At 45.7% G+C, this 23,641-nt stretch carries 14 protein-coding genes; 9 read left to right on the top strand and 5 right to left on the bottom strand.

What is annotated here, in order from left to right:
• Positions 1-100: 100 nt before the first annotated feature.
• Positions 101-2,368 carry a serine/threonine-protein kinase gene (locus QUA00_RS07000; protein ID WP_333409182.1) on the bottom strand — a complete coding sequence of 756 codons (2,268 nt, stop codon included), beginning with the start codon at positions 2,366-2,368 and terminating at the stop codon, positions 101-103.
• Between the two features lie 303 nt (positions 2,369-2,671).
• Here QUA00_RS07000 and msrP point away from each other — a divergent pair, with 303 nt between their 5' ends.
• The 6 genes from msrP to QUA00_RS06970 all read left to right on the top strand — a co-directional run bounded on the left by msrP (position 2,672) and on the right by QUA00_RS06970 (position 9,384).
• On the top strand, positions 2,672-3,655 hold the full coding sequence (gene msrP / locus QUA00_RS06995; protein ID WP_333246116.1) for a protein-methionine-sulfoxide reductase catalytic subunit MsrP: 984 nt from the start codon (positions 2,672-2,674) through the stop codon (positions 3,653-3,655).
• Between the two features lie 126 nt (positions 3,656-3,781).
• On the top strand, positions 3,782-3,925 hold the full coding sequence (locus tag QUA00_RS06990) for a hypothetical protein (RefSeq protein ID WP_333409181.1): 144 nt from the start codon (positions 3,782-3,784) through the stop codon (positions 3,923-3,925).
• A 52-nt stretch (positions 3,926-3,977) separates the two neighbouring features.
• The gene (locus QUA00_RS06985) at positions 3,978-4,817 is read left to right on the top strand and encodes a hypothetical protein (RefSeq protein ID WP_333409180.1); all 840 of its coding nucleotides are present in this window, start codon (positions 3,978-3,980) and stop codon (positions 4,815-4,817) included.
• 2 nt (positions 4,818-4,819) lie between these two features.
• A complete protein-coding gene (locus QUA00_RS06980; RefSeq protein ID WP_333409179.1) occupies positions 4,820-6,070 on the top strand; it encodes a BREX system ATP-binding domain-containing protein in 1,251 nt (416 codons plus the stop codon).
• Between the two features lie 3 nt (positions 6,071-6,073).
• Complete coding sequence (locus QUA00_RS06975; RefSeq protein WP_333409178.1) at positions 6,074-7,273, top strand: BREX system ATP-binding domain-containing protein; 1,200 nt, start codon at positions 6,074-6,076, stop codon at positions 7,271-7,273.
• On the top strand, positions 7,270-9,384 hold the full coding sequence (locus tag QUA00_RS06970) for a DEAD/DEAH box helicase (protein WP_333409177.1): 2,115 nt from the start codon (positions 7,270-7,272) through the stop codon (positions 9,382-9,384). The genes QUA00_RS06975 and QUA00_RS06970 overlap by 4 nt, the downstream gene beginning before the upstream one ends.
• Positions 9,385-9,451: 67 nt before the next feature.
• On the opposite strand, the gene miaA is transcribed toward QUA00_RS06970, so the two are convergent.
• Positions 9,452-10,363, bottom strand: a complete 912-nt coding sequence (miaA, locus tag QUA00_RS06965; RefSeq protein WP_333409176.1) for a tRNA (adenosine(37)-N6)-dimethylallyltransferase MiaA — start codon at positions 10,361-10,363, stop codon at positions 9,452-9,454.
• Positions 10,364-10,620: 257 nt separating this feature from the next.
• Between miaA and gyrB the strand changes: the two genes are divergently transcribed.
• Both gyrB and QUA00_RS06955 read left to right on the top strand, forming a co-directional pair.
• Entirely contained in the window at positions 10,621-13,866 is a 3,246-nt protein-coding gene (gene gyrB / locus QUA00_RS06960; RefSeq protein WP_333409175.1) for a DNA topoisomerase (ATP-hydrolyzing) subunit B, read from the top strand.
• A gap of 719 nt (positions 13,867-14,585) precedes the next feature.
• Complete coding sequence (locus QUA00_RS06955) at positions 14,586-15,302, top strand: heme oxygenase (biliverdin-producing) (RefSeq protein ID WP_333154412.1); 717 nt, start codon at positions 14,586-14,588, stop codon at positions 15,300-15,302.
• Between the two features lie 261 nt (positions 15,303-15,563).
• On the opposite strand, the gene QUA00_RS06950 is transcribed toward QUA00_RS06955, so the two are convergent.
• Together QUA00_RS06950 and mfd are read right to left on the bottom strand one after the other, a co-directional pair.
• On the bottom strand, positions 15,564-16,229 hold the full coding sequence (locus QUA00_RS06950) for an S-layer homology domain-containing protein (RefSeq protein WP_333409174.1): 666 nt from the start codon (positions 16,227-16,229) through the stop codon (positions 15,564-15,566).
• Between the two features lie 120 nt (positions 16,230-16,349).
• Entirely contained in the window at positions 16,350-19,919 is a 3,570-nt protein-coding gene (gene mfd / locus QUA00_RS06945) for a transcription-repair coupling factor (RefSeq protein ID WP_333409173.1), read from the bottom strand.
• Positions 19,920-20,700: 781 nt separating this feature from the next.
• Between mfd and QUA00_RS06940 the strand changes: the two genes are divergently transcribed.
• Complete coding sequence (locus tag QUA00_RS06940) at positions 20,701-22,035, top strand: hemolysin family protein (RefSeq protein ID WP_333409172.1); 1,335 nt, start codon at positions 20,701-20,703, stop codon at positions 22,033-22,035.
• 270 nt (positions 22,036-22,305) lie between these two features.
• On the opposite strand, the gene QUA00_RS06935 is transcribed toward QUA00_RS06940, so the two are convergent.
• A complete protein-coding gene (locus QUA00_RS06935) occupies positions 22,306-23,637 on the bottom strand; it encodes a hypothetical protein (RefSeq protein ID WP_333409171.1) in 1,332 nt (443 codons plus the stop codon).
• Between the last annotated feature and the right edge of the window lie 4 nt (positions 23,638-23,641).

The raw sequence follows: 23,641 nt of genomic DNA, 5'->3' as shown, positions 1-23,641 counted from the left end.
ATAGCAGCGATTTCAATCGCCGAGTTTAAGAATCTCCAACCAAAATCTTTGATTGTGGTTGGAGACTCTTAAACTTCGATCGCGCGGAAAATCGAAAAAATTAAGGAGACAGCCGCCACACCTTAATCGTGTCGTCAAAACTGCCACTGATCAGAGTTTTGTCTTGAGGATTAAAAGCCAATTCCACCCAAGTAGAATGACCCTTCAGCGTGCCCGCGATTTCGCCGGAACTCATGCGCCACAGCTTGATAGTCCCGCTCAAATCGGCGCTGGCGAGTTTGTCTCCGTCGGGAGTGAAAGCCAAGGACTTAACCTTGTCGGAATGGCCGCTCAAAGTCCGTAGCAGAGAACCGTTGGGCTGCCCGAACTGATTATTTGCGCTGATATCCCACAACTTCACCGTCTTGTCCCAACTGCCGCTGGCGAGAGTTTGACCGTCCGGACTGATGGCCAGAGACCAAACCGCCTCGGAATGACCCCAAAGAGTGTCTTTCAATTCCCCAGTCTGCCAGTTCCACAGGCTGATCTTACCGTCGCTGCTGCCGATCGCCAAAGTTTCTCGATCGGGACTGAAAGCCACCGACTGCACCTCGTCAAAAACCCCGTTGAGAGTTTCCAACTCGGCCCCGCCTTCGACTTGCCACAACTTCAAAGTTTTGTCCTTACCGACACTGGCCACGGCCTGGCTATCGGGACTGAAAACCACCGAGAACACGCCGTCTGTGTGTCCGTCCAAAGTCCGAATTAACTTGCCCGAATAGAAACTCCACAATTTAATCGTACCGTCAACGCCACCGCTGGCGATCGTCCTGCCGTCGGGACTGACAGCCACCGACCACACCGGCCCCAAATGTCCTGCTAAAACCTTGAGCAGCTTGCCGTGACGCTTGTGTCGCAGGTGAATTGTGCCGTCGTTGTTCGCGCTGACTATCACCCGGCCCTGGGGAGCAACTGCTACCGCCCAAATTGGGTTTTTGTCTTGATCCGCCAGAGTCCGTACAGCAGGCCCTGACGGCGATGCCTCACCCCTGAAATTCTGCATCGGGGGCGGATTGAACCGAATTTCGGGAATGCTAGAAGCAGGCTCACCAGAAGTGAAAGCCTGCGGTGCAGGAGATGGCAAGCGAACACCCAGCACTACGGAAAGCAGGGCAACCGTAGTTGCTCCCCACATTGCCAAAGTCCACTTGGGTTTGCTGAGAATCACGTCTACCGGTGCCGGGCCGTATTTCATGTCTGTGAGAATGGCCTCGGTCGATCGATAGCGTTTTGATGGTTCTCGCTGCACCATTTTATCCAGAATGCGGCCGAGTCGCGCCGAAACTGGTACTTTCAAATAATGTCTCCAAGTCCAACTTTCGGCTTTGATGTCAAACAAATCAAAGGGCGACATTCCCGTTAACAAGTGAATGCAAGTGACGCCCAAACTGTAGATATCGCTGCTCTTAATCGCTTTGCCTTTAATTTGTTCCGGGGCCGCGTATTCCGCAGAACCTGTCACCGTTTCGGTTTTGAGCGGCCCGCTATTAGCCGGAATTGCCGCGCCGAAATCGACTAAAACTAGCCCAGAGGCACTTTCCTGAGACACGGAATGTAAATCCTCTTTCCCTGCCAAAGCTGGGGATGCTTGGGGAGTTTTCCGGTGAATAATATTCGACGGTTTGATATCTCCGTGAATCAGTTGATTTTCGTGAACAAATTGCAGGACTGGCAACAATTCGCTCAGCAGATACCAAATTTGAATTTCTTTAACAACACCTTTTTCTGAAAGCCGAGCGGCTAAATTGCGGCCTTCGATGTATTCTTGCACTAAATACTGGCAGCCTTCGAGTTCAAAAGATGCCAGCAGTTTCGGTATTTGCGGATGTTTCCCCAACTCGTCGAGAACTGAGGCTGATCCGCGAAATGTCCGGTTTAGGGGGTTTTGACCGTCCGCTGTGCCTGCGGGCGCGCAGAACTGTTGAATGACGCAACGGGGCTGCGAAGGTTGGTCTTCATCGACGGCTAAGAAGGTGCGGCAAGTGAGACTTTGACCGAGGGTGTGAAAGACTCGGTAGCGGCCTTTTAGCAGCAAGTTCGACTCGCAACTTTTGCAGACTGTCGCGCGATCGAGATTTTGGGGATTCTGGCAATGGGGATTGATGCAGTAACTCATTTGTCTTTCCGCTGGAGACCCCCGTCCGACATTATTGCTGATGGGGGAGGAAAGCGGGGCGGTGCGTGCCGCTTCCTGTGGACAAATTAAATAATTAATTGGAATCTTTGCTTGATCATAATTGTTTCCCAGATTTTCGCCACAATTGCTGCCGTCGATCGCGCGTAAATAATTGCTGACTTTCCTGCGAGCGAGGTTTAATAGGTCGAGCATACGGGCGGGATATCCTGCCCAACCCCTACTCCCCACAAGAAAATCATTCTTTGTGGAACAGGCCGGAAAGCCTGTTCTTTAGGATGGTGCAATATCTCACTTGTTACCGAATTAAGCTATACTGTCATTGCGAATACTTGCATTGCGATCGCACCAAATCAATCGCGAGAGCTTGCCAAATATCCGCGATTCTTTGTTCTATGGAGTTAATCTAAAAGTTCAAATCTCCCATCTCAAATCGACTAACCGGTTAAAACTCAGGCAATTTTTTCCCAACTAACTACTAACTTTTAACTATTACTTATGCCGTTAATTCGCGTTCCCAAACCTTGGGAAATTCTCGAACCCCAAATTACCCCAGAAACAGCCTTTCTCAACCGCCGCCGGTTCATGACAAATTTAATCGGCGCCGGCGTGACAGCTTCGCTGCTGCCGCTGACCGGCTGCCAAAGCAATGCTAGCTCAAAAACTGCTCTGGATCAAAGCTCAACCCAAGCATATTCGGAATTGAGCCGGAATCCCGACTTTGCGAAAGTCGATCGAGCGATTACCGACGAAGCCTTAGCTACAAAATACAACAATTTTTACGAATACGGCGGCACAAAATCTATTTGGCAAGCCGCTCAAGCTTTGCCAACAGAAAACTGGAAGGTAGAAGTAGGCGGTTTAGTAAAAAATCCCCGTACTTATGATATTGACGACCTCTACAAAAAATTTCCTATCGAAGAACGAGTTTATCGATTTCGCTGTGTAGAAGCCTGGGCGATGGTAGTTCCTTGGGTCGGATTTCCCATGAAATTACTGATGGCTGATGTCGAACCGCAATCGAAAGCTAAATTCGTTCGCTTTACCTCATTTTACGACCCCAAAATTACTCCCGGCCCCGGTTTGATGTCGCAATTTTATCCTTGGCCTTATACCGAAGGTCTGCGAATTGAAGAAATGGCCAACGATTTAGCATTTTTCGCCACAGGCTTGTATGGCCGAAGGCTACCTAAGCAAAATGGTGCGCCACTGCGGCAAGTGATTCCTTGGAAGTACGGTTTTAAGGGCGCAAAGTCTATTGTAAAAATTGAATTTGTCGAACAACAGCCCGCCACTTTTTGGAATACAATCGGCCCCAACGAATACGCCTTTGAAGCAAATGTGGAACCCGACAAACCGCACCCCAGATGGTCGCAGGCCAGCGAACGGATAGTCGGTCCCGGTAACAGTTGGTCGTGGGAAACTCGCCCAACTTTGCCCTATAACGGTTACGGCGAATATGTAGCTAGTTTGTACAGTTAATTAACTACGCGAGATGTAATTCCCCTCGTTTCTAGGCTCTGCCTAGGAACGCAGATCCGGAGGCTCTGCCTCCTTATTCCCGCGAGGCAGAGCCTCCAATCCCCTCGTTTAGATGGGAAATATGAAATGTGCGATCGCAGTTTAGCATTTCCCTTTTTACCAGTTGCTGAAATTCCCGGTTTCATAGAACAAAGCCGAACAATCGGACAGCGTGCTGCTGTGCGTTTGTTTCGGCAAAGAATTAAAGAAATTTTGCCTAGTCAAAGTTAACCTCAAGTTATATAATACAGCATATTGCACCTCTATTTTGTAAAATTTACCTATGGTTGAAATAAATCCTTTCCCTGAAAAAATTTTAGACCAAGCCAGAGAACAAGCAGCCTCCACCACCCAGAGAGAAAAAGACATCAAAGCGCAGGCTGAGGAAGTAGAACGCCTTTGCAAGCTCTGGGACAACCTTAACCGGTTCCTCCACAAACAGTGGCCGCTGCACTGCCTGGATTTATTGGATAAGCACAAGCACCTTATAGAGAAGATGAGGGTTGATCAGTCCTCGGAAGTTTCCCTACTGGATGATATTTATCGGGTAGCCAAAGAGCGGGCCCAAGAGCTTAAGCCACATCGGTTTCCGGCCTATTTAGAAAAAGCTTGTCAGGCGACTAGCTTACAGTTAGATCAAGACAGTCGTCATCCCCGCTACAAGTTTGAGAAAGGATTCTTTCAGCTTTATATAGATGACCAGAAAAAAACAGCAAGCTTGTCTAACTATGAATCATCAAAAATGGTTGAATTCCCTGCTGACATAGGAGCTATAGTTGAGGTTGTACAACGAGAACACAAGAGGATTTTTGGGCGAACTTTTGATGGCAAAAAGTTTCTTAAAAAGCTCCTATCCCAATATTTGGCAATACTAAAGAAAGATAAACTATCAGATGGAGCAACGATTCCTATTCGCAATATCACGCAACGTCTCGGAAAGAACGAAAGTGGATTTCGTACAGATGAATTCCTCATCGACCTTTCACGGCTGGTTGAGCAAGGGCCAATAGAGATTGATGGCTGCCGTCTGGAATTACAACAGACGAAAGAAACTACTCAAGGAATGCTTCTTCACATAGAGCAAAAACGCTATATCGGTTTCATGTTCTTTAAAAAGGTGTAATTATGGAACAGCACATTGCTACTCAAGTTGTTGAGTCACTTCGCAAAGGTACTCCACCCCAGCGTGGTGTTGATTTATATTCCGTAGGAAATGAAAAATTAATCGCAGGGATTAAAAAATTTCATTTAAGCGGCATAGAAGAAAAGGGACTCATCCGTTTTCTCAGCGGTTCGTGGGGAGCCGGAAAAACCCATTTCTTTAGGTTGCTTCGGGAAGTCGCCTTTCAAAATAACTGCCTAGTCTCTAATGTACAGTTGGATCAAGCAGCAGCTTTAAATAAGTTTGAGAGCGTTTTTTATTCTATTTTGCAGAATATTTCAACGGCATCTTACTTAACTGAAACTGAAGCAGCACCCTTTGGGCAAGTTTTAAAAGAATCTTTAGCTTATTTATCTACAGGCAATCGTGAAGTTAGTAACGAAGTTTCCTACGAGGATTACGTTAAAGCTAGAGAAGCTCTGATTCTCGATAGGAGCATTGATATTGATTTTAAAAAGATGATTCAAAAATACTGGGAAACTTTTCTGCCTGACTCTCCCGATCTAGCTCTTCAAGAAAAAAATAGAGGTGAAATTCTCGAATGGTTCAGTGGAAAAGGTAGCGTGGCCATGTACCGGAAGCGATTTGAAGTTAATAAAATTGTCAACAAAGATAATGCAAAACTAATGCTACAATCCCTTGCCGGATTTGTGCGTCTTTCCGGCTACAAAGGATTACTCATTCTGTTTGATGAGGCTGAACAGTCTTACTCTATTATGCGTAAATCCTCTCTACGGGATGCTCACAACAATTTGTTATCTCTGATCAATAATATTGAAGCCCTGAAGGGTCTGTTTCTCATCTATGCAACCACGCCTGACTTTTTCAGCGACCCCAGACACGGAATCATAACTTATGGAGCTTTGTCAGGACGAATCGGCGAGCCAAAAAAAGAAGGTCAACCGAGAGCATTAGATACTATCTGGAATTTTGATCAGGTAGTAACAGACCTATCAGACTATCAGACTGCGGCTAAGAAAATCCTGAGTATTTATGCAACTGCTTATCCAGAAGGAGCAAGAGAATTACCTTCTGAAGCTAAAGTGGAAAATTTTGTCAAAGAACTTTATGACCAACCTTCGGTATCTTTTTTTAGCTTTTGGCGCGTCCTAGTAATAGCTTTGATTATACATTTTGATGACCATCTTGAAGGAGAAATCAGGTCAGCGGAAACTCTATGCGACGACGTAATGGCTCGTGCGAGGGAGGAATAATCGGTGAATGTAGAAGTGCAGCGAGTTATTGAATCTCTTCGCCTTGGAATTCCCCCTGATGGTCAGGTACGCTACTTCACAGTAGGTAGACTGTCAGAGATTACGGAGCTGACCGCTAGGCTTCAACAAGGAAAAACCGATGCGCTCTTGCTAAAAGCTAACTACGGTTCTGGCAAAAGTCACTTGTTGCGATTTATCCGTGAAACCGCTTTAAAAGCAAATTTTGCTGTTAGTTCCGTAACACTGGATGCTAAATCTGCTGTCCGTTTCAATCGCATGGATCAGATGTTGGGTGCAATCTGGCGTGGTTTAGAGATTCCAAACAACTCTGAAGATAGAGGTGTCCGCCCTTTCTTCGACTGGGTTTGCCAACAAGCGCGTGAGAGTAAAGGAACAGCAGGTAAGCAATGGCAAAAAATAACGAATAACGGGCAATGGAATTTTTCTCAATCCCTTGAATCTCCAGCTACTTTTATTGCCTTGCGCGCTTGGATGAGCGGAAGAGTTAATAAAGATTTAGTAGAGGATTGGCTGTTTCAAAAAAGTAATTATAAGACACAGGATCTTTATCAGGAGTTGATACATAAAAACCGGATGGCTTACAGAGAAGAACTAGCATTAACTCGCACGATTAGGTGGCAAAACTATACAACAAAGGCACTTTTGTTTGACTTTAAATCTCAAGGTTACGCTCAGTCGTGGGCAGCAATTAGAGATATTCATACCCTTGCCTGTGCTTCGGGAATGAGGGGGCTTATCATACTTTTCGATGAATTTGAGGATGTTTTATCTAACATTACCAATATAGCCCATCAAGAAATGGCATTTCAAAATCTATTCCAGTTTTTTGCAGGTCAGCAATTTCAGGGCATGAGTTTTTTTGCTGTGACACCAGAATTTGTCAGCAAGTGCAGGAATCGTCTGATTAGTAAGGGTCGGTGGGATTATGACTATGCTCAATTGGATGCGCTTTCTACCTTTGAAATGAGTCCCCTAGAACTCAGTCAGTTACAAGAGTTAACCATAAAGATTAAGGACTTTCATGGAATTGCTTATGGATGGGATACTAATTCATCGGCTATTGAACTAGGTCTGACTGCAATTGTCAAAAAAACTGGCACTATTGCAGTTCAAGACCGTACTCGTCAAACGATTAAGGAAGTTGTGAAGTTTTTAGACCGACAGCTTGAGGAAATAGAATGAGTAGCATTGAATTGTTGGAGCGCCGTGTTGCTTCAGCATTTTATGGAAGTTTTACAGCTTTGCGTCCGGTACAAGAAGCAGCTATTGAACCGCTAGTAAATGGTCAAAATATTGTCCTATCTTCTGGTACTGGTTCTGGGAAAACTGAGGCTGTTTTGGCTCCCTTGCTAAGTCGTTATTGGCGAAAAGCTGTCACAACTGAAGCCTTGACTCTGATTTATATTGCGCCTACTAAGGCACTGCTTAATGATTTAGAAAAGCGGCTGTATCCGCCATTGGCTCAATTGGGACTTCGTGTTGGCATACGTCATGGCGATCGCGATGATTTAGTATCTGGGCAAACACCCCATGTTCTAGTAACAACGCCAGAATCGCTGGAAGTGCTACTTTTCCGCAAAGATGCAACTTTACAAACAGTTTGCGCTGTAGTTATTGACGAGGTGCATCTTCTCTACAACACGCAGAGAGGATTGCAACTATCTATCCTATTTCAAAGACTCCAAAAAAGCTTAGGACAAGAGTTGCAATGGGCTGCCTTATCTGCAACAGTGGGGAGACTTTCAGACGTGCGCGATTTCTTGTTTGGATCAGCAGCTAGTGCTGAATTCCTTCAATTTCCTGCTCATCGTTCTATTGATGCCCATGTCCGGCATATTGCTGATGAAGCCAGCTTTCTGAAGCTCATTCGCAAGTTGACAGAAGGGAGGCAGACTAAACTATTGATTTTTACTAATTCTCGCCGAGAATGTGAACGGTTAGCAGGAATTTTGCAGCATGAAAAAAGCTTAAATCCCCTCATTTTTACTCATTACTCATCTCTCTCGCCAGAAGTTAGAGCGGAAACTGAGCAAAAATTTACTGCTGCAAGAACTGCGATCTGTATTGCTACCAGTACATTAGAACTTGGTATTGACATCGGTGATATTGATGCTGTAATTCTTTGGGGATTACCCAGCGGGGTTGAATCATTCCTACAGCGAATTGGTCGCAGTAATCGACGCGCCAATAAAACAAATGTTATCTGCCTAGTACCGGATAATTCCGATCATATAATCTTTGAGTCGTTGCGTTTTATTGCTCTTGTCGATGCAGCGAAAAAAGGTGAGTTACCTATTCGCTCTCCCTATGAATTATTTGGAGCGATTGGGCAACAGTGTCTCAGCGTCATTGCATCGGAGGGTGGTCGCTTCACTCGAATTGCAGAATTGTGCAAGCTATTCGATCACCAAGACTATCTAGATCGCTCATCTATCGAAACAATACTTGGTGAATTAGCTAATAATAGTTATCTTCAGCGTCATGGTTTCAAAAATCAATATGGTGCTGATGCAAACCTGCACAAACTTGTCGATTATCGAATGATCTACGGTAACTTTGGCCGGAGTTCCCAAACCATACAATTACGTTACACATCTAAAGTTTTAGGTGAAGTTCCTGCTGAGAACTTACTCAGAGTTAGACCAGGAATTCTGGTACGTTTTGCAGGTAAAATTTGGCGGGTACGCAAGGCTTCGATGGCTGGTATCCTTGTTGAACCATCATCTGAAAAAGGTAGTGCCATTGATTTTACCTATGGGGGTAGAGGAATTAGCACAGATGCTTTTGTTTGCGATCGTGTCTGGCAAATCATCCACAAGGAGGAATTGCCGAGTGAGGTTTTAACCCGGAGCCTACACGAAAGTTTAGAAAAAGCAAGAGATAACCTGCGGAGGATTTGTCGGATTGACCAAATTCCCTATATTCGTTCATCTAAAGGTATCCGCTATTTTACATTTGGAGGCTACTTGGTAAATAAGGCTGTAGCTCTGATTAATAAGCAACTAGATTACAAAGCTGATGATGTTTCGCTGCTGGTAATATCACCCATTAACTGGGCATCAATTCCCACAGAAGCACAAGCCTACGAATCAGTTTTTCATCGGCTGTTAGAGACATCTTCTGAACGCTCTATTTACCAAACATTGCTACCTGCTGAGCTTCAATTGCGCGAATTCCTGCAAGATTGGTTAAGAAATGAGACATTCTGCAGAGTATTGGTGAGATTGGCTCATTCTGATCCGGTGCTCGCCTCTCCTCAAATAGAAGTTTTATTTCCTGCTACTTATCGCTGAAAGGTTCAATATGATCTCACAGCTTTCTTAGATCATGGTCGTCCTTACTACGAACTTATTAACATGATTATTTGCGAGCCCCAAAATCTTCGTTGACAAATTCTTGCACTTTCTGCCAAACTCGCTCCAATAAATCTGGCGTGCTAACATCAAACCATTCAATTTCAGGATAGGCCCGGAACCACGTCCCCTGTCTCTTCGCAAATTGCCGCGTGTGCAAAATTGTTAATTCTTTAGCTTCTTCCAGCTTAATGTCGCCAGCCAAATATTGTTTCATTTCCTGATAGCCCAGCGTGTTCAACAGTGGCAAGTCGCAGCCGTATTTTTTACACAAATATTCTACTTCCGCGATCCAACCGCGTTCTAGCATTTGTTCGGTGCGCTGTTTGATACGATCGACCAAAACATCGATCGCGCAATCCAACCCAATTTGTAAAATAGGATAATTGGGAGGATTTTCGCCCTGCTGTTCGGAAATAGGGCGACCGGTCGCATAAAATACTTCCAGTGCTCTTAAAGTTCTTACTGGGTCATTGAGGTGAATTTTCTCAGCCGCAGAGCGATCGACCTGCTGCAACATCGCGTAACATTGAGATTGTCCGAGCTCCGCAAGTTGCGATCGCAATTCGGGCATCGGTGCTACCCTCGGAATTTTTAAACCGCGCACGATCGATTTAATATATAAGCCCGTCCCTCCCACCAACAACACAGGAGAATCAACAGCAGCAATTAAATTTTGAGCTTGTTGCTGGTAATCTGCTAGTGTCAGAGTTTCTGTCGGATCGCAGATGTCAATTAAGTGATGCGGTACACAAGTGCGATCGACCGCCGTCGGTTTTGCGGTTCCGATGTCAAATTCGCGGTACACTTGACGGGAGTCCGCACTCAGAATCGAAGATTGCAGTCGCCCCGCCAAAGCCAAAGCCACTCCCGACTTCCCCGTCGCCGTCGCCCCGCAAATCGTAATTAATCTAGGCATAAGCTGTCGCAAATTTCCCTATAAAAACTCTCAAATCCTCTCCTCTCCATGCTTTCCCCTCTCTCCTACACTGATTCACCGCGATCGGGCAGGGCATTCCTCCAGCAATCTGAAAACTATTCCCCTCCCTCCCCCCAATAAATTTCCCTTCAGAAAGCCCTAGCATCGCCTTTAACGGTTTTGTGCTATAATTTTAGGAGTTTTCCCATTTTAGAAGCTTTCGGGGCTTTAGGCCTCATTATTGGAGCTATTTTTGTATGACCAGCAGCTACAGCGCCGACCAGATTCAAGTTCTCGAAGGTCTCGAAGCAGTCCGTAAACGACCGGGGATGTACATCGGTACCACCGGGCCGCGAGGACTCCACCATCTAGTTTACGAGGTTGTGGACAATTCCATAGATGAGGCGCTGGCTGGCCACTGCACTCACATCGAGATTGACATCAACGCCGACGGTTCCGTTACCGTGACAGACGACGGCCGGGGTATTCCCACCGGCATCGTTGCCAAGACTGGCAAATCGGGAATAGAAACAGTAATGACTGTACTCCACGCCGGCGGTAAATTTGGCGGTGGTGGCTACAAGGTTTCTGGAGGATTGCACGGTGTAGGTATTTCTGTTGTTAACGCGCTGTCCGAGTGGGTAGAAGTGACAGTTTGGCGCGACCAAAAAGAACATTTACAGCGCTACGAAAGAGGCAATCCAGTTACTGAACTTACTGCCAAGCCCAACAAAGGCACTCGCGCCGGCACTTCAGTTTCTTTCTTGCCAGATACTCAAATATTTAGCACTGGCATTGAATTTGATTACACTACACTCGCGGGGCGCTTGCGAGAATTGGGTTACTTGAATGCGGGCGTGAGAATTACGTTTAGCGACCACCGTTTGGAACTGCTCAAAAGTAGCGAACCTCGCATCGAAACATACTGTTACGAGGGCGGAATCAAGGAATATATCGCCTACATGAACCGCGAAAAGCAGCCTCTGCACGAAGAAGTGATCTACGTGCAAGGCGAACGCAACAACGTGCAGATAGAAGTGGCTTTGCAGTGGTGCGTCGATGCTTTTAGCGACAACGTTCTAGGTTTTGCTAACAACATTCGGACGATCGACGGTGGCACGCACTTAGAAGGTTTGAAGGCAGTTTTGACGCGGACGATGAATTCGATCGCCCGCAAGCGCAACAAAATCAAAGAAAACGAGCCCAACCTCGCCGGCGAAAACGTTCGCGAAGGTTTGACAGCCGTCATTTCTGTGAAAGTCCCAGACCCGGAATTTGAAGGCCAAACTAAAACTAAACTGGGCAATACCGAAGTCCGGGGAATTGTGGATTCCTTGGTAGGCGAAGTATTGACAGAATATTTGGAGTTTCGCCCCCAAGTAGCCGACGCTATTTTGGAAAAAGCAATTCAGGCATTTAAGGCCGCTGAAGCAGCCCGTCGTGCCCGCGATTTAGTCCGCCGCAAATCAGTCTTAGAATCGTCTCCTTTGCCTGGAAAATTAGCGGACTGTAGCTCCAGAGACCCCGCCCTGTCTGAGATATACCTGGTCGAGGGGGATTCCGCGGGGGGCTGTTTTTTTTCATTTCAAGAAATAAAATTAGCTGACGGTACGACAAAAACTATCAAACAGATAGTTGACGAACAAGCAGAAGGCAAAGAACACTTTTGCTACACCATTCGCGAGAGTGGAAACATCGGGTTTGAGCGAATAACTAATGCTCGGATGACTAAAGCAAATGCTGAAGTTGTCAAACTGACATTAGACAATGGGGAGACAATAACTTGCACTCCCGACCATCCATTCATGTTGCGGGATGGCACTTACAAAGCAGCCGCCATGCTGACACCGGAAGATTCATTAATGCCGTTCCACAGCAAGTTGTCGGAAAAAAACAAACAGGGTCAGGGACTTAACGGTTACGAAATGGTTTGGAATCCCAACAGTGATAAGTGGATTTACACCCATCTTTTAGCGGATTTCTACAACCTGAAACACGGCGTTTATCAAGCATCTGACGGCAATCACCGCCACCACGTTGACTTTAACAAACTCAACAACAATCCGACAAATATTCAGCGAATGTCGGCTGAGGATCACTTGGCTTTACACCGCGCGAACCTTGAGAAAACCTTGCACAGGCCCGATGTCATTGAAAAGAGCCGTCAAGCTCACATGACCGATGAATTTCGGGCGATGATGAAAGAGCGGATGCGGCAGCCGGAAACGCGACAAATTCTTTCGGAACAGGCGAAAGCTCAGTGGGAAGATGAAGAGTATAAAGCTTACATGATGAGCAAGTGGCGGGAGTTTTACGATACTGATGAAACTTATCGCCAGCAGAATAATGAACTGCTGAACCAAGCCCAGCAAGAGTATTGGAGTTCCGAAGAAAACCGTTTGGCTCAGTCGGAACGGGTTCGCAATCATTTTGCTAACAATCCTGAAGCACGGGAGACTCATTCTCAACTTGCTCAAGAACAGTGGCAAGATGAGAATTTGTTGGAGTGGCGGCGCGAAAAAACTAAGGAACAGTGGACGCCGGAGTTTCGCCAGAAACGTAAAGAAGCTTTGAACGAAACTTATTACCGCAAAACTCTTGAAGCTTTGAAGGCTGTTGAGATGAAAATGGGCTGGATTGATGTTGATTATTACAATATCTACCGCCGCACGAAAAAAGATAAGTGTTTGTTGAAGTATGAGAGTTTTTGCGATCGCTACTTTAATGGTGATGCACTATATGCTCGCCAAGCGGTTCGGAATTACAACCACCGCGTTGTCAAGATCGAAGCTGTAGAGGAACGCTACGATGTTTACGACATCGAAGTGCCCAACAGTCACAACTTTGCATTAGGGGCGGGAATTTTTGTCCATAACAGTGCAAAACAAGGGCGCGATCGCCAATTCCAAGCAATCCTGCCTTTGCGCGGTAAAATTCTCAACATTGAGAAAACCGACGACGCCAAAATCTACAAAAATAACGAAATTCAATCGTTAATTACAGCCCTGGGTTTGGGCATCAAAGGCGAAGAATTCGATCCGGGTCAATTGCGGTATCACCACATCGTAATTATGACTGACGCTGACGTGGATGGTGCTCACATCCGCACGCTGTTGCTGACTTTCTTCTACCGCTATCAGCGTGCGCTTGTAGAACAAGGTTACATCTATATTGCTTGTCCTCCTCTCTATAAAGTGGAACGGGGACGCAATCATTACTACTGTTACAGCGATCGCGAAATGAACAATCTCATCCGCAATGAATTTCCGGCGAATGCTAACTACACCATTCAGCGGTTCAAAGGTTTGGGGGAAATGATGCCGACACAGTTGTGGGATACGACGATGAACCCAGAAACTCGGACGCTGAAACGGGTGGAGATTGAAGACGCTGCTGAGGCCGATCGCATCTTTACGATCTTAATGGGCGATCGTGTCGCCCCCCGCCGCGAATTCATTGAAACCTACGGCCCCAAACTCAACCTCCTCGACTTGGACATCTAAATTAGCTCGTAGTCAGTAGTCATTAGTCATTAGTCATTAGTCATTAGTCAGTAGTCATTCGCTAACAGCCAAGGACTAAGGACTAATGACTAAACTTTTTGTGCCTTCTACCTTCGGAGGCCTTCTGCGGAGTCTAGGTTTTGTTATAAAAATTAATACAATCTCTCATCAAATCGATCTAAGGTAAATGCTTAGGTAATTTTTAGATTTTTGGCGCATCCATCAACTACCACAAAAATAGAAGGTTGGACAGTATAGCGTCAACGACCCAGGTCTAAAGAGATTGGGCTTCTAGCCTAAGACTTAAACCACAGTTGACCAGACTCAGTACCTGCGTACTACGTTAACGGTAAGAGTTAAAGACCTACCAGGGAATGCGAAGCTAGTTCCTTGCTCTAGAAATTTAGGATTAAACAGACTTATTGGGTTAAATCAGTGTCCTAGATATAGTACCGGCCGTTAACTTTGTCGAAGCTAACATCACCCCGAAAGGGAGGCTCGAAAGAGCAAACATTATGTGATCGCGGGTTGCAAAATTAGAGAGGGTAATTTCGATGCACGCTCGCGTAGCCGAAGTGTCCCATCGAAATTACATTACATTCCTTACACTCCCATCTAGCAATCCTCGTGTAATGCCAAGATTCACGGCGGTTTCAACCGCCGATCCGTTTCCCTCTCAGGTCTAAAGACGCTGAGTTTCCCACTTACCGAATTTTTTTATGAGCATCAATTTAGCGACCAAATTGCGTGAGGGAACCAAAAAATCCCACACAATGGCAGAAAACGTCGGTTTTGTCAAGTGTTTTTTAAAAGGCGTTGTAGAAAAAACTTCTTACCGGAAGTTAGTAGGAAACCTCTACTTTGTCTACTCGGCAATGGAAGAGGAAATGGAACGCCAAAAGCAGCATCCGGTTGTTTCAAAAATTTACTTTTCTGAGTTGAATCGCAAACACAGCTTAGAGCAAGATTTATTTTACTACTACGGTGCGAATTGGCGCGAACAAGTAGCCCCCTCAGCCGCAGCTAAAGCTTATGTGCAGCGAATTCGCGAGATTTCGGCGACCGCACCGGAACTGTTAGTAGCTCACTCTTACACTCGCTACCTTGGCGATTTATCGGGCGGACAAATCCTCAAGGGAATTGCCCAGCGCGGGATGAATCTTTCCGACGGAGAAGGCACTGCTTTCTATGAATTCCAGGATATTCCTGATGAAAAAGAATTCAAGGCTAACTACCGTCAGGCAATGAATGAACTGCCGATTGACGAAGCAACAGCAGAGCGAATTGTTGACGAAGCTAATGCAGCTTTTGGCATGAACATGAAGATGTTTATGGAGTTAGAAGGCAATTTGATTAAAGCTGTCGGTCAGATGCTTTTCAATACCCTGACTCGGAAGCGCGGCGGTGCTAGTACCGAATTGGCTACTGCTGATTAAGTTAAAGCTCACTGGGGATAATTTGAGCCTCGTTTAAGAGGAAAACTTTAAATCCTGGGGGTTTGATGGCTGCTTTTACAGTCACCAAAGCTCCGGGATTTTGCATGGTGTTTGAATTGCGGGCGATCGACTTTTTAACTCATATCGTTTCCGGTTGTATCGGAATGATTTAACCGCAGAGGGCGCAGAGAACGCAGAGGGAGAGAATACAGAGAGGAATAATTCCGATGATACCGGATTTGATATCACAATTCAACACTATCACCTTCCCACGCCGCGATCGGGAGGCTCCTCGTCGGGGACAGGCAAAGAACTGGGCCTTACCTGTCGCTCCAAATACTTGCTCAAAGCGTAAGCGATATCTCCACGAGTCATCGGCTTCAAAGGATTAATCTTATTAGTTGCGATATCAACATTAACAAACCCTTCATAAAGTGCAGTAGCTATAGACTTTCTAGCCCAATTAGGAATTTCGCCTGCATCTGGATACTTAGCTAAAATTTCGGAAATGCTGGGATCGGGAAACTGAAAAACCCCGTAAGCCTGAGCAAAAATCGCCAAAGCTTCAGCGCGAGTCACCCTTTGATTTGGGAAAAACATTCCGTCGCGATATCCACTCATCGTTCCCGTTTTCAAAGCAGTTTGAATCGCACTGTAAGCCCAGTAACTCTTCGGTACGTCCGGCAATTCCCTATCCGGTTTCTGAGCGGTTTTCCGGCGTTCCAAACCAAAAGTTTTCACTAAAATCACCGCCAAATCGGCGCGACTGACAAGGCCATCAGCATTAAAATTGCCACTGGCATCTTTATTCATCAATCCAGCACTCACAACCCGATCGATCGGGTCAATTATTTGTTGAGATTGAACCGCCATTGGGACTCCTTGCATTAGCGCGATCGCCAAAAAAATACTCACTAACTTTTTCACGATTTTAATCCTTTCTGTCGCTAAAACCATCATGAAAACAGCAGTAATATTTTTTCTGGTTCCATCGGAATTATTCTGTGGTTTCGGCGGTGCGCTAGATTTGGGGATTATATATTAAAATCAAACATTTGCTTCTGGCAAAGCGCCCTGCATTTTACCCAACCAATCAATCAAATTATCCAATTGCTTTTGGGCCGTCAAAACCGCCATACCCCGAATAGTAACCTTCCCCTTGCTGTAGACAAAACGAGAGCGCAAATGTTCCGGCAAATTAGCCTTGAGCAAATTCCAAGCAGGCTCTTCCATAGCTGTTTCCAAAACTATGTTCTGCTTATTCTCCGGCTTAATCCGAGAAAAACCGATTTTTTTAGCGATTTGTTTGAGTTCGACCACACGGATAAGTTGCTGGGCTGGCAGAGGAATTGGCCCATAACGATCGCACCAATCAGCCTGAATCTGCTGTAACTCTTCTGAGTTATTAGCAGAAGCCACAGACCGGTAAGCGCTCATCTTTTGATCCAAATCTGCGATGTAATCAGCAGGAATAAACGCCGTCAAAGTGAGGTCAATTTGCGCGTCCTCCACTTTCGGAATTTCCTGACCCTTAATTTCCCGAATAGCCTCCTCTAACATTTCAGCATACAAATCAAAACCGATCGCCTCCATTTGACCAGATTGTTCAGTACCCAAAACATCACCCGAACCGCGAATTTCCATATCTCGGACAGCCAACTGATAGCCCGAACCCAACTGCGCGAACTCTTGAATTGCCCGCAGCCTCTGCCTTGCAGCATCAGACAGTTGGTTCTGCTTGGGGTAAAACAGCCAAGCATGAGCTTGAATCCCCGCGCGTCCCACCCGTCCCCGCAACTGGTAAAGCTGACCCAAACCAAACTTCTGCGCGTCTTCAATTAAAATGGTATTGACTCGCGGAATATCCAAACCCGACTCAATAATCGTCGTGCACACCAAAATATCAAACTCCGCCGCGCTGAAAGTCAGCATGATTGATTCTAGTTCCGAAGCCTCCATTTGACCGTGGGCGATCGCAATTCTGGCAGACGGAACCATCTCCTGCAACTGAACGGCCAACTCATCAATCCCCTCAATCCGCGGCACCACGTAAAAAACCTGACCGCCCCTATCCAATTCTTGACGAATTGCCGATCGCACCACTTCCGGGTTATAGGGAGCCAAATGCGTCTGAATCGGGCGCCTGCTGGGAGGCGGAGTCGCAATCAAACTCATCTCGCGAATCCCCGACAGCGACATATACAAAGTCCGGGGAATCGGCGTTGCTGTCAGAGTCAGAACATCTACCTCTGTTTTGAGAGATTTAATTGCTTCCTTTTGCTTAACTCCAAACCGCTGTTCTTCATCCACCACCAACAAGCCCAAATCCCGAAATTTAATCGCTTTGCTCAAAACAGCTTGAGTACCGACAATCACATCTAATTCCCCAGTCGCCAAACGCTTGTGAATCTCCCGGCGCTCGGTTTCCGTGCGAAAGCGATTGAGCAAACCAACTTCGATCGGATAAGGGGAAAAACGCTCCGAGAGCGTGTGATAGTGCTGTTGGGTCAAAATCGTCGTCGGCGCGAGCAAAGCCACCTGTTTGCCCGCCGTAACCGCCTTAAAAATCGCTCTCAGAGCCACTTCTGTCTTACCAAAACCGACATCGCCGCAGACCAAGCGATCCATCGGTCGATCGCCCTCCATGTCGCGTTTCACATCCTGAGTTGCCTTCAACTGATCCGGCGTTGGCTGGTAAGGAAAAGAATCCTCCAACTCTTGTTGCCAAGGCATATCAGGAGGGAAAGCGTAACCTGTTTGTTTAGCTCTTTTAGCATAAAGATTCAGCAAATCCACTGCCAATTTCTTAACAGCTTTGCGAACCTTAGTTTTAGTTTTTTCCCAAGTTTGACCTGTCAGCTTGTTTAAATCCGGTACTTTATCGCCTACAGTCCGAAACCTGGACAAAGCGCCTAATTGATCTGCCGCCACCCTCAGAGTACCGTCAGCGTATTGAATCAATAAATATTCGCGAGTTTCCCGATCGATCGTCAAACGTTCCAACTTGATAAATTTGCCCACTCCGTGCTGGCGGTGAACTACATAATCACCAGGGCTTAATTTATTCGGGTCTACTTGCTTAGAAGCAGCGCGACGGCGCTTGCGGACGTAGCTAAAAGTAGCGAGAGAATGCTGACCGTAAAATTCCCGATCGGTAATTAAAACAATCCGAAAAGTCGGCAGAATAAAACCTTCCAATTCTGCCAGCCCGCTGTACTTCAAAGCAACCGGAACGTGCTGCAATTGCAACTTGTCGATCGCCAAATAATCGCGCGGATTCACCACAAACTGAGCCGGACAGTCGTGTTCCGACAGCAGAGAAACAGAACGGCTGGGTTGAGCCGAAACCAGGAAAATAGTAAAACCCCGATCGCGCTCTTCCCTGAGCATTTGAGACAGCTTTGCAAATTGGTGAGGCATCACCGGCACAGGTCTAGAAGCCAAATTAATCGCAGACGGTAGCTGGTCGCCCTCCGCAGAGCTTTGAATTTTTTTAGCCGTAGAATCTTCTGCCAATTCTGAAAGTTCTAGCCTCTCGAAAGCTGCGACATCTGCCATAGATTCAGCAAAAGTGCGGTGAATTTTCGGAACTTTCAAATTAGCAATTGGCAGCTTTTCTGTTTCCGCACCAGCAACGGCAGATTCCCGATTGCAATTATTCCACTGTTCCTGTGCATTCTCAAACCAGCGGTCGCTGTGAGCTTCGCACCCTTGGGGTTCGTCAATAACCACTAAAGTATTTTCTGGCAAATAATCCAACAAAGATGCAGGTTGCTCGAACGCTAAACCCAACAACCTGCGGACAAATTTTTCCGCTTCATTTTCGGGTTCATTTTCTGTGTCAACAGAGCCTATGTGGTTGATTTCGTCAACTTTTTTTTCAGATAAAACTGCTTTAATAATTGTGTTAAAATTAGTAGGAGTTAACACCAACCGATCGACCTTATCGAGCGATCGCTGGGAAGACGGGTCAAACTCCCGAATTTGCTCCAAATCATCTCCGAACCATTCCAGGCGCACCGGCAACTCCGCCGCTACCGGAAAGACATCGACAATATCACCCCGGCGACTCCACTGGCCCTCCATTTCTACCAGATTCACCCGATCGTACCCCATCGACACCAGTTGGCGGTCAAGTATCTTCGAGTCTTGAACCGCACCTCGCTTCAGCGTCAGACAGTAGGGTTCAAAAGCAGCAGGCGGCGGCAAGTGAGACTGGAGAGCTCTTTCGGTAGCTACAATCGCGATCGGCTTAGAATTAGGGTTTGTTTCTTGTTTCTCGACCAAATCCGCCAGCACCTGCATTTGTCCCCAAGTCATTTCGTTCTCGTCGGAGTAAGATAGCTCGTAGGGCGAAGCCTCTGAAGTCGGGTAAAAATGTACGGTTTGCCAGCCCATCGCCTCTAAAGAGGCAACCCAGCGGCCGGCTTCTTCTAGAGTTGCTGTCACTACCAGTAAACTCCGCCCTTCTTGTTGTGCGAGGGCGGAAGCTACTAAACCTTTGGGCAAACGGGCTACGCCGGACAGTTGCACGTAGCGATGGCGCTTGAGCTTGTTGAGGAGTTCTGTTGCTAGGGGCGATCGCCCCAGGGTACGAATTATTGAAGAGAAAGTCATGCGCTTTTAATTTTAATCCCTGATCGGCGAAGGCTCTTTCCCTTTGCCTGTTAAGGAGATTGTACGACAAACATCCATGATTGTGCCGCTCTGCTGTTGACGGCTGGGAACTTAACTGGAGATAGATTTCTGCTTTAATGTGTCGATCCAGCGATCGGGATCGAGCCAGTTCCGTTAATCTAGTGACAGGTTTAGAAAAAATTTCGATTTTGCGATCGAGATTTGCAGCTTCCAGACCTCTCCTGTCAGAAACCTCAGCCTAAAGGCGTGAGGCTTGAAAGAGAAATCTAACAGGCCATTCTGACCAGACTAAGCTTTAAATAGCTATGTTATTTAGGTCACGACACCCGCTTGATGCGAAGCTAGTCCCTTGCTCTGTCGCTAGTGGTTAAACAGTCTTAAGGTCACTGAGACAGTGCTGCTAGCCTAACAAGCCTTTATAACTTTGTCCAAGCTAACTTTACCCCAGAAATGGGAGTTTGGGGCAACCATTCCCCAAAAATCGGAGAGGTTGCATTAAATTCCCTCTCCGACCCCGAAAGGGGATTTAATTCAATGTAAAGCCGTCCTATAAGGACGGGGCTTCAGACCCAGTTTTTTGGTGACTGCACCCAAAGACGGATACCCTGCCACGTACTCAAGTTGTGAAGATCGAAGAATTTTAGACATTAGGGAAATCCCCCAGATACTGGCGGCGTCGTCAATCTAAAATCTAAAATCTAAAATCTAAAATCGACTAACCGGGCAGAGCGCTTCGCCGTTACTACCGAAAATTTTAGAAATGTCCCCAAGTACCGATATTCTGATTGTTCTCCTGCTAATTTTCCTCAATGGCTTGTTTGTGATGTCAGAGATGGCCATCATCTCTGTACGGAAGGTGAGACTGCAACAGATGGCCAACCAAGGTTCCGCCAATGCCCGCGTAGCTTTGGATCTGGCTAATGCCCCCAATCAGTTCTTGCCGACAGTTCAAATCGGGATTACGATGCTGGCCATTCTGTCGGGCGCTTTCGGAGAAACGACGATTTCTAGAAGGGTAGAGCCTTTGTTGCGGCTGATTCCTGCCCTCGCGCCCTATTCTCAGACGATCGCCTCAGTAGTAGCAGTTTTAACCATCACTTATCTGACCTTAATTATCGGCGAACTCGTGCCGAAGCGGCTAGCGCTCAACAACCCGGAGCCGATCGCCTCAAGCGTAGCAATTCCCATGCGAATGCTCTCAAAAATTGGCGCTCCTGCGGTTTATTTGTTAAGTCATTCCACTGACTTAGTGATGCGGCTGATGAGGATATCGCCCTCGACAGAACCGCAAGTTACAGAAGAGGAAATTAAAGTTTTAATCGAGCAAGGAACCGAAGCCGGAACCTTTGAAGAAGCCGAACAAGACATGGTAGAAAGAGTCTTTCGTTTGGGCGATCGGCGAGTCAGCGCCTTAATGACCCCGCGTCCCGATCTTACCTGGCTCGATCTGGATGATTCAGTGGAAGAAAATCGCCAAAAAATGCTCGGCAGTGGTCATTCTCGGTTTCCCGTGTGTCAGGGAGGGCTAGACAACGTTGTCGGTTTAGTACACGTTACTGATATGCTGTCTCGGACTTTAACTGGTCAACCCCTAGATTTAAGCGCTTCTTTACGACGACCGTTATTTGTACCGGAAAGCACGCGGGGTTTAAAAGTATTAGAACTTTTCAAACAATCTAGCAATCAAATTGCCTTGGTAGTAGACGAATACGGCGTAATTCAAGGATTGGTTACAGTCAACGACATTTTAGTCGAACTCGTTGGCGACTTTCCCTCGATTGAAGATGCTGACGAGCCGGAAGCCGTGCAGCGCGAAGACGGTTCTTGGCTGTTAGACGGAATGCTAGCAGTTGAAGATTTTTTTGAGCTGTTTGGAATCGAAGAGTCAGCAGAACACAAAGGAAGTTACCACACAATGGGCGGCTTTGTAATTACCAATTTGGGGAAAATTCCCACAGCAGCCGAGCATTTTGAGTGGAACGGTTTGCGCGTGGAAGTAGTGGATATGGACGGGAACCGAGTTGATAAAGTCTTGGTAATGCCGATCGACTCAGCGGGCGATCGCTCCCCCAGCCAGCCAAAAACCCAAAACTAAAAACCATGTAATTTTAATCCATCCACATAATACCCGTAGGGGCGGGTTCACCAACCCTCATCGCCGGAAACAAACAATCTCAAAAACCCGCCCCCACCCAACGATAAATCATCACCTACATTTAGGAATTAAATATAAATATCAGGTTGATGTGAATTATTGGTGAGTGGGGCGGGTTTTTATATATTGTTGGTTATCGTTATATATTGTTGGTGAACCCGCTCCTACGAGTTCGCAAATTGTACAATAACGAATCAACCAGACATAATATCAATTCTTCTTTTTTCTTTCCTCCTTCCGCAAAGCTTCCAGAATAGAACGGCCCACATAATCACTAAAAATTACTTCCCCAGCTTTATTGTAATGACAGCAGCTATCTACATAAACAGCATCTTTAGTCCGATCAAATACATTTACACCATTCAATATATTAATATTATTTTTTTCCAAATTAGGAAACTTTGTGAAAAGAGCCGGATATCCAATTTCTACAGATTTAGCATAAGGAGTCTCCTTGTTAAAAGCAATCTTCTTTTCGGCTTCACCAAACACCCTTTTCGTCTGATAATATTGATTAGGCTGAAGAACATGAAAATAAGGCACATTACTAGCTGACAGCACTTTGTGCATAAAAATTGAACTTTTTGCCCAATTCCCTGCCATTTTTTCAAAAGCTACTGAATCCGGTAAAACCGCCTTATTAGTATTGATATAAATAACGCTACTACGGTCATCTTTTTGTTGTTTAGTCTGTTCTTCTTCAAACTTAAGAACATCTGTTTTATAGTTATTTACTAGATGTTGAACGTAAACAGAAGTCACAGCATCGCACGCAGCTAAAGAGCAGTTTTGTAAACGTTCCAAACCCTGATTAATCCTAGTTTTATTTTCTTGAATTCTGAGAGTTGCTTCCATAGCCTTAGTAGAAAGACTATTATTCGCGAAGTTAGCCAGTGGCAAAATATGCTGAATGCTTGGCATCGCAAAATCGACTTTATTTTTATTGTTTAAATTAGAAAGTGCTACTTCATTAAAACCATCTATATTGACGACCATATCTAATTCTTGACCTAAAGCCAAAAAGTAGTTTAAAATTAATAATTGCTGCGGCTGTTTGTAGCCTCCCGTTGCAAAAGACAAAATTACAAATTCTTTATCTTTTAAACCGGGCAACTGTTTGAGGTATTTAGGTAAAATTTGATTCTGAACTTGAAATATTGCATAATCGGAAGCCACAGAACCGCCAAAAACTCCGATAAAAAACTGATTATTTTTAGTTTTTTTGAGAGGGTAATCGTAAGGAGAAATAAACCCATAATTATTGACTTTAAAACCCGGTCGAAAATCGCGGCTGGGTTTTTGAATAAACCCAAAAAAAGGATGAAATCTTTCCACAATAGACTGATTCAGCCGCACTCCTTCTAAATTTATTCCTAAATCCGACTTATCTTGCACTTTTTCTCTAGTATAGAAAAATTGCTTGTGCTTGACAAAATACCATCCCAAGGAACCGAGTTCCAGGAAAACCAGTAAAAGCGCTAAGTTAATCAAAGTTATCTTGAGAACTTGTTGTCCGTTTTTGAGGAATTTTAAATCTTTCATAGAC

It is taken from the genome of Microcoleus sp. T2B6, assembly GCF_036700475.1.
Classification (GTDB): domain Bacteria; phylum Cyanobacteriota; class Cyanobacteriia; order Cyanobacteriales; family Microcoleaceae; genus Microcoleus.
Note: the sequence above shows the minus strand (reverse complement) of the source record. Positions and strands in the feature narration are given on the sequence as shown.

What these genes read in the sequence shown, in the direction of transcription:
- QUA00_RS07000 (WP_333409182.1), bottom strand. Translation starts at nt 2,368, where the DNA reads ATGCTCGACCTATTAAACCTCGCTCGCAGGAAAGTCAGCAATTATTTA.
- msrP (WP_333246116.1), top strand. Translation starts at nt 2,672, where the DNA reads ATGCCGTTAATTCGCGTTCCCAAACCTTGGGAAATTCTCGAACCCCAA.
- QUA00_RS06990 (WP_333409181.1), top strand. Translation starts at nt 3,782, where the DNA reads ATGTGCGATCGCAGTTTAGCATTTCCCTTTTTACCAGTTGCTGAAATT.
- QUA00_RS06985 (WP_333409180.1), top strand. Translation starts at nt 3,978, where the DNA reads ATGGTTGAAATAAATCCTTTCCCTGAAAAAATTTTAGACCAAGCCAGA.
- QUA00_RS06980 (WP_333409179.1), top strand. Translation starts at nt 4,820, where the DNA reads ATGGAACAGCACATTGCTACTCAAGTTGTTGAGTCACTTCGCAAAGGT.
- QUA00_RS06970 (WP_333409177.1), top strand. Translation starts at nt 7,270, where the DNA reads ATGAGTAGCATTGAATTGTTGGAGCGCCGTGTTGCTTCAGCATTTTAT.
- miaA (WP_333409176.1), bottom strand. Translation starts at nt 10,363, where the DNA reads ATGCCTAGATTAATTACGATTTGCGGGGCGACGGCGACGGGGAAGTCG.
- gyrB (WP_333409175.1), top strand. Translation starts at nt 10,621, where the DNA reads ATGACCAGCAGCTACAGCGCCGACCAGATTCAAGTTCTCGAAGGTCTC.
- QUA00_RS06955 (WP_333154412.1), top strand. Translation starts at nt 14,586, where the DNA reads ATGAGCATCAATTTAGCGACCAAATTGCGTGAGGGAACCAAAAAATCC.
- mfd (WP_333409173.1), bottom strand. Translation starts at nt 19,919, where the DNA reads ATGACTTTCTCTTCAATAATTCGTACCCTGGGGCGATCGCCCCTAGCA.
- QUA00_RS06940 (WP_333409172.1), top strand. Translation starts at nt 20,701, where the DNA reads ATGTCCCCAAGTACCGATATTCTGATTGTTCTCCTGCTAATTTTCCTC.
- QUA00_RS06935 (WP_333409171.1), bottom strand. Translation starts at nt 23,637, where the DNA reads ATGAAAGATTTAAAATTCCTCAAAAACGGACAACAAGTTCTCAAGATA.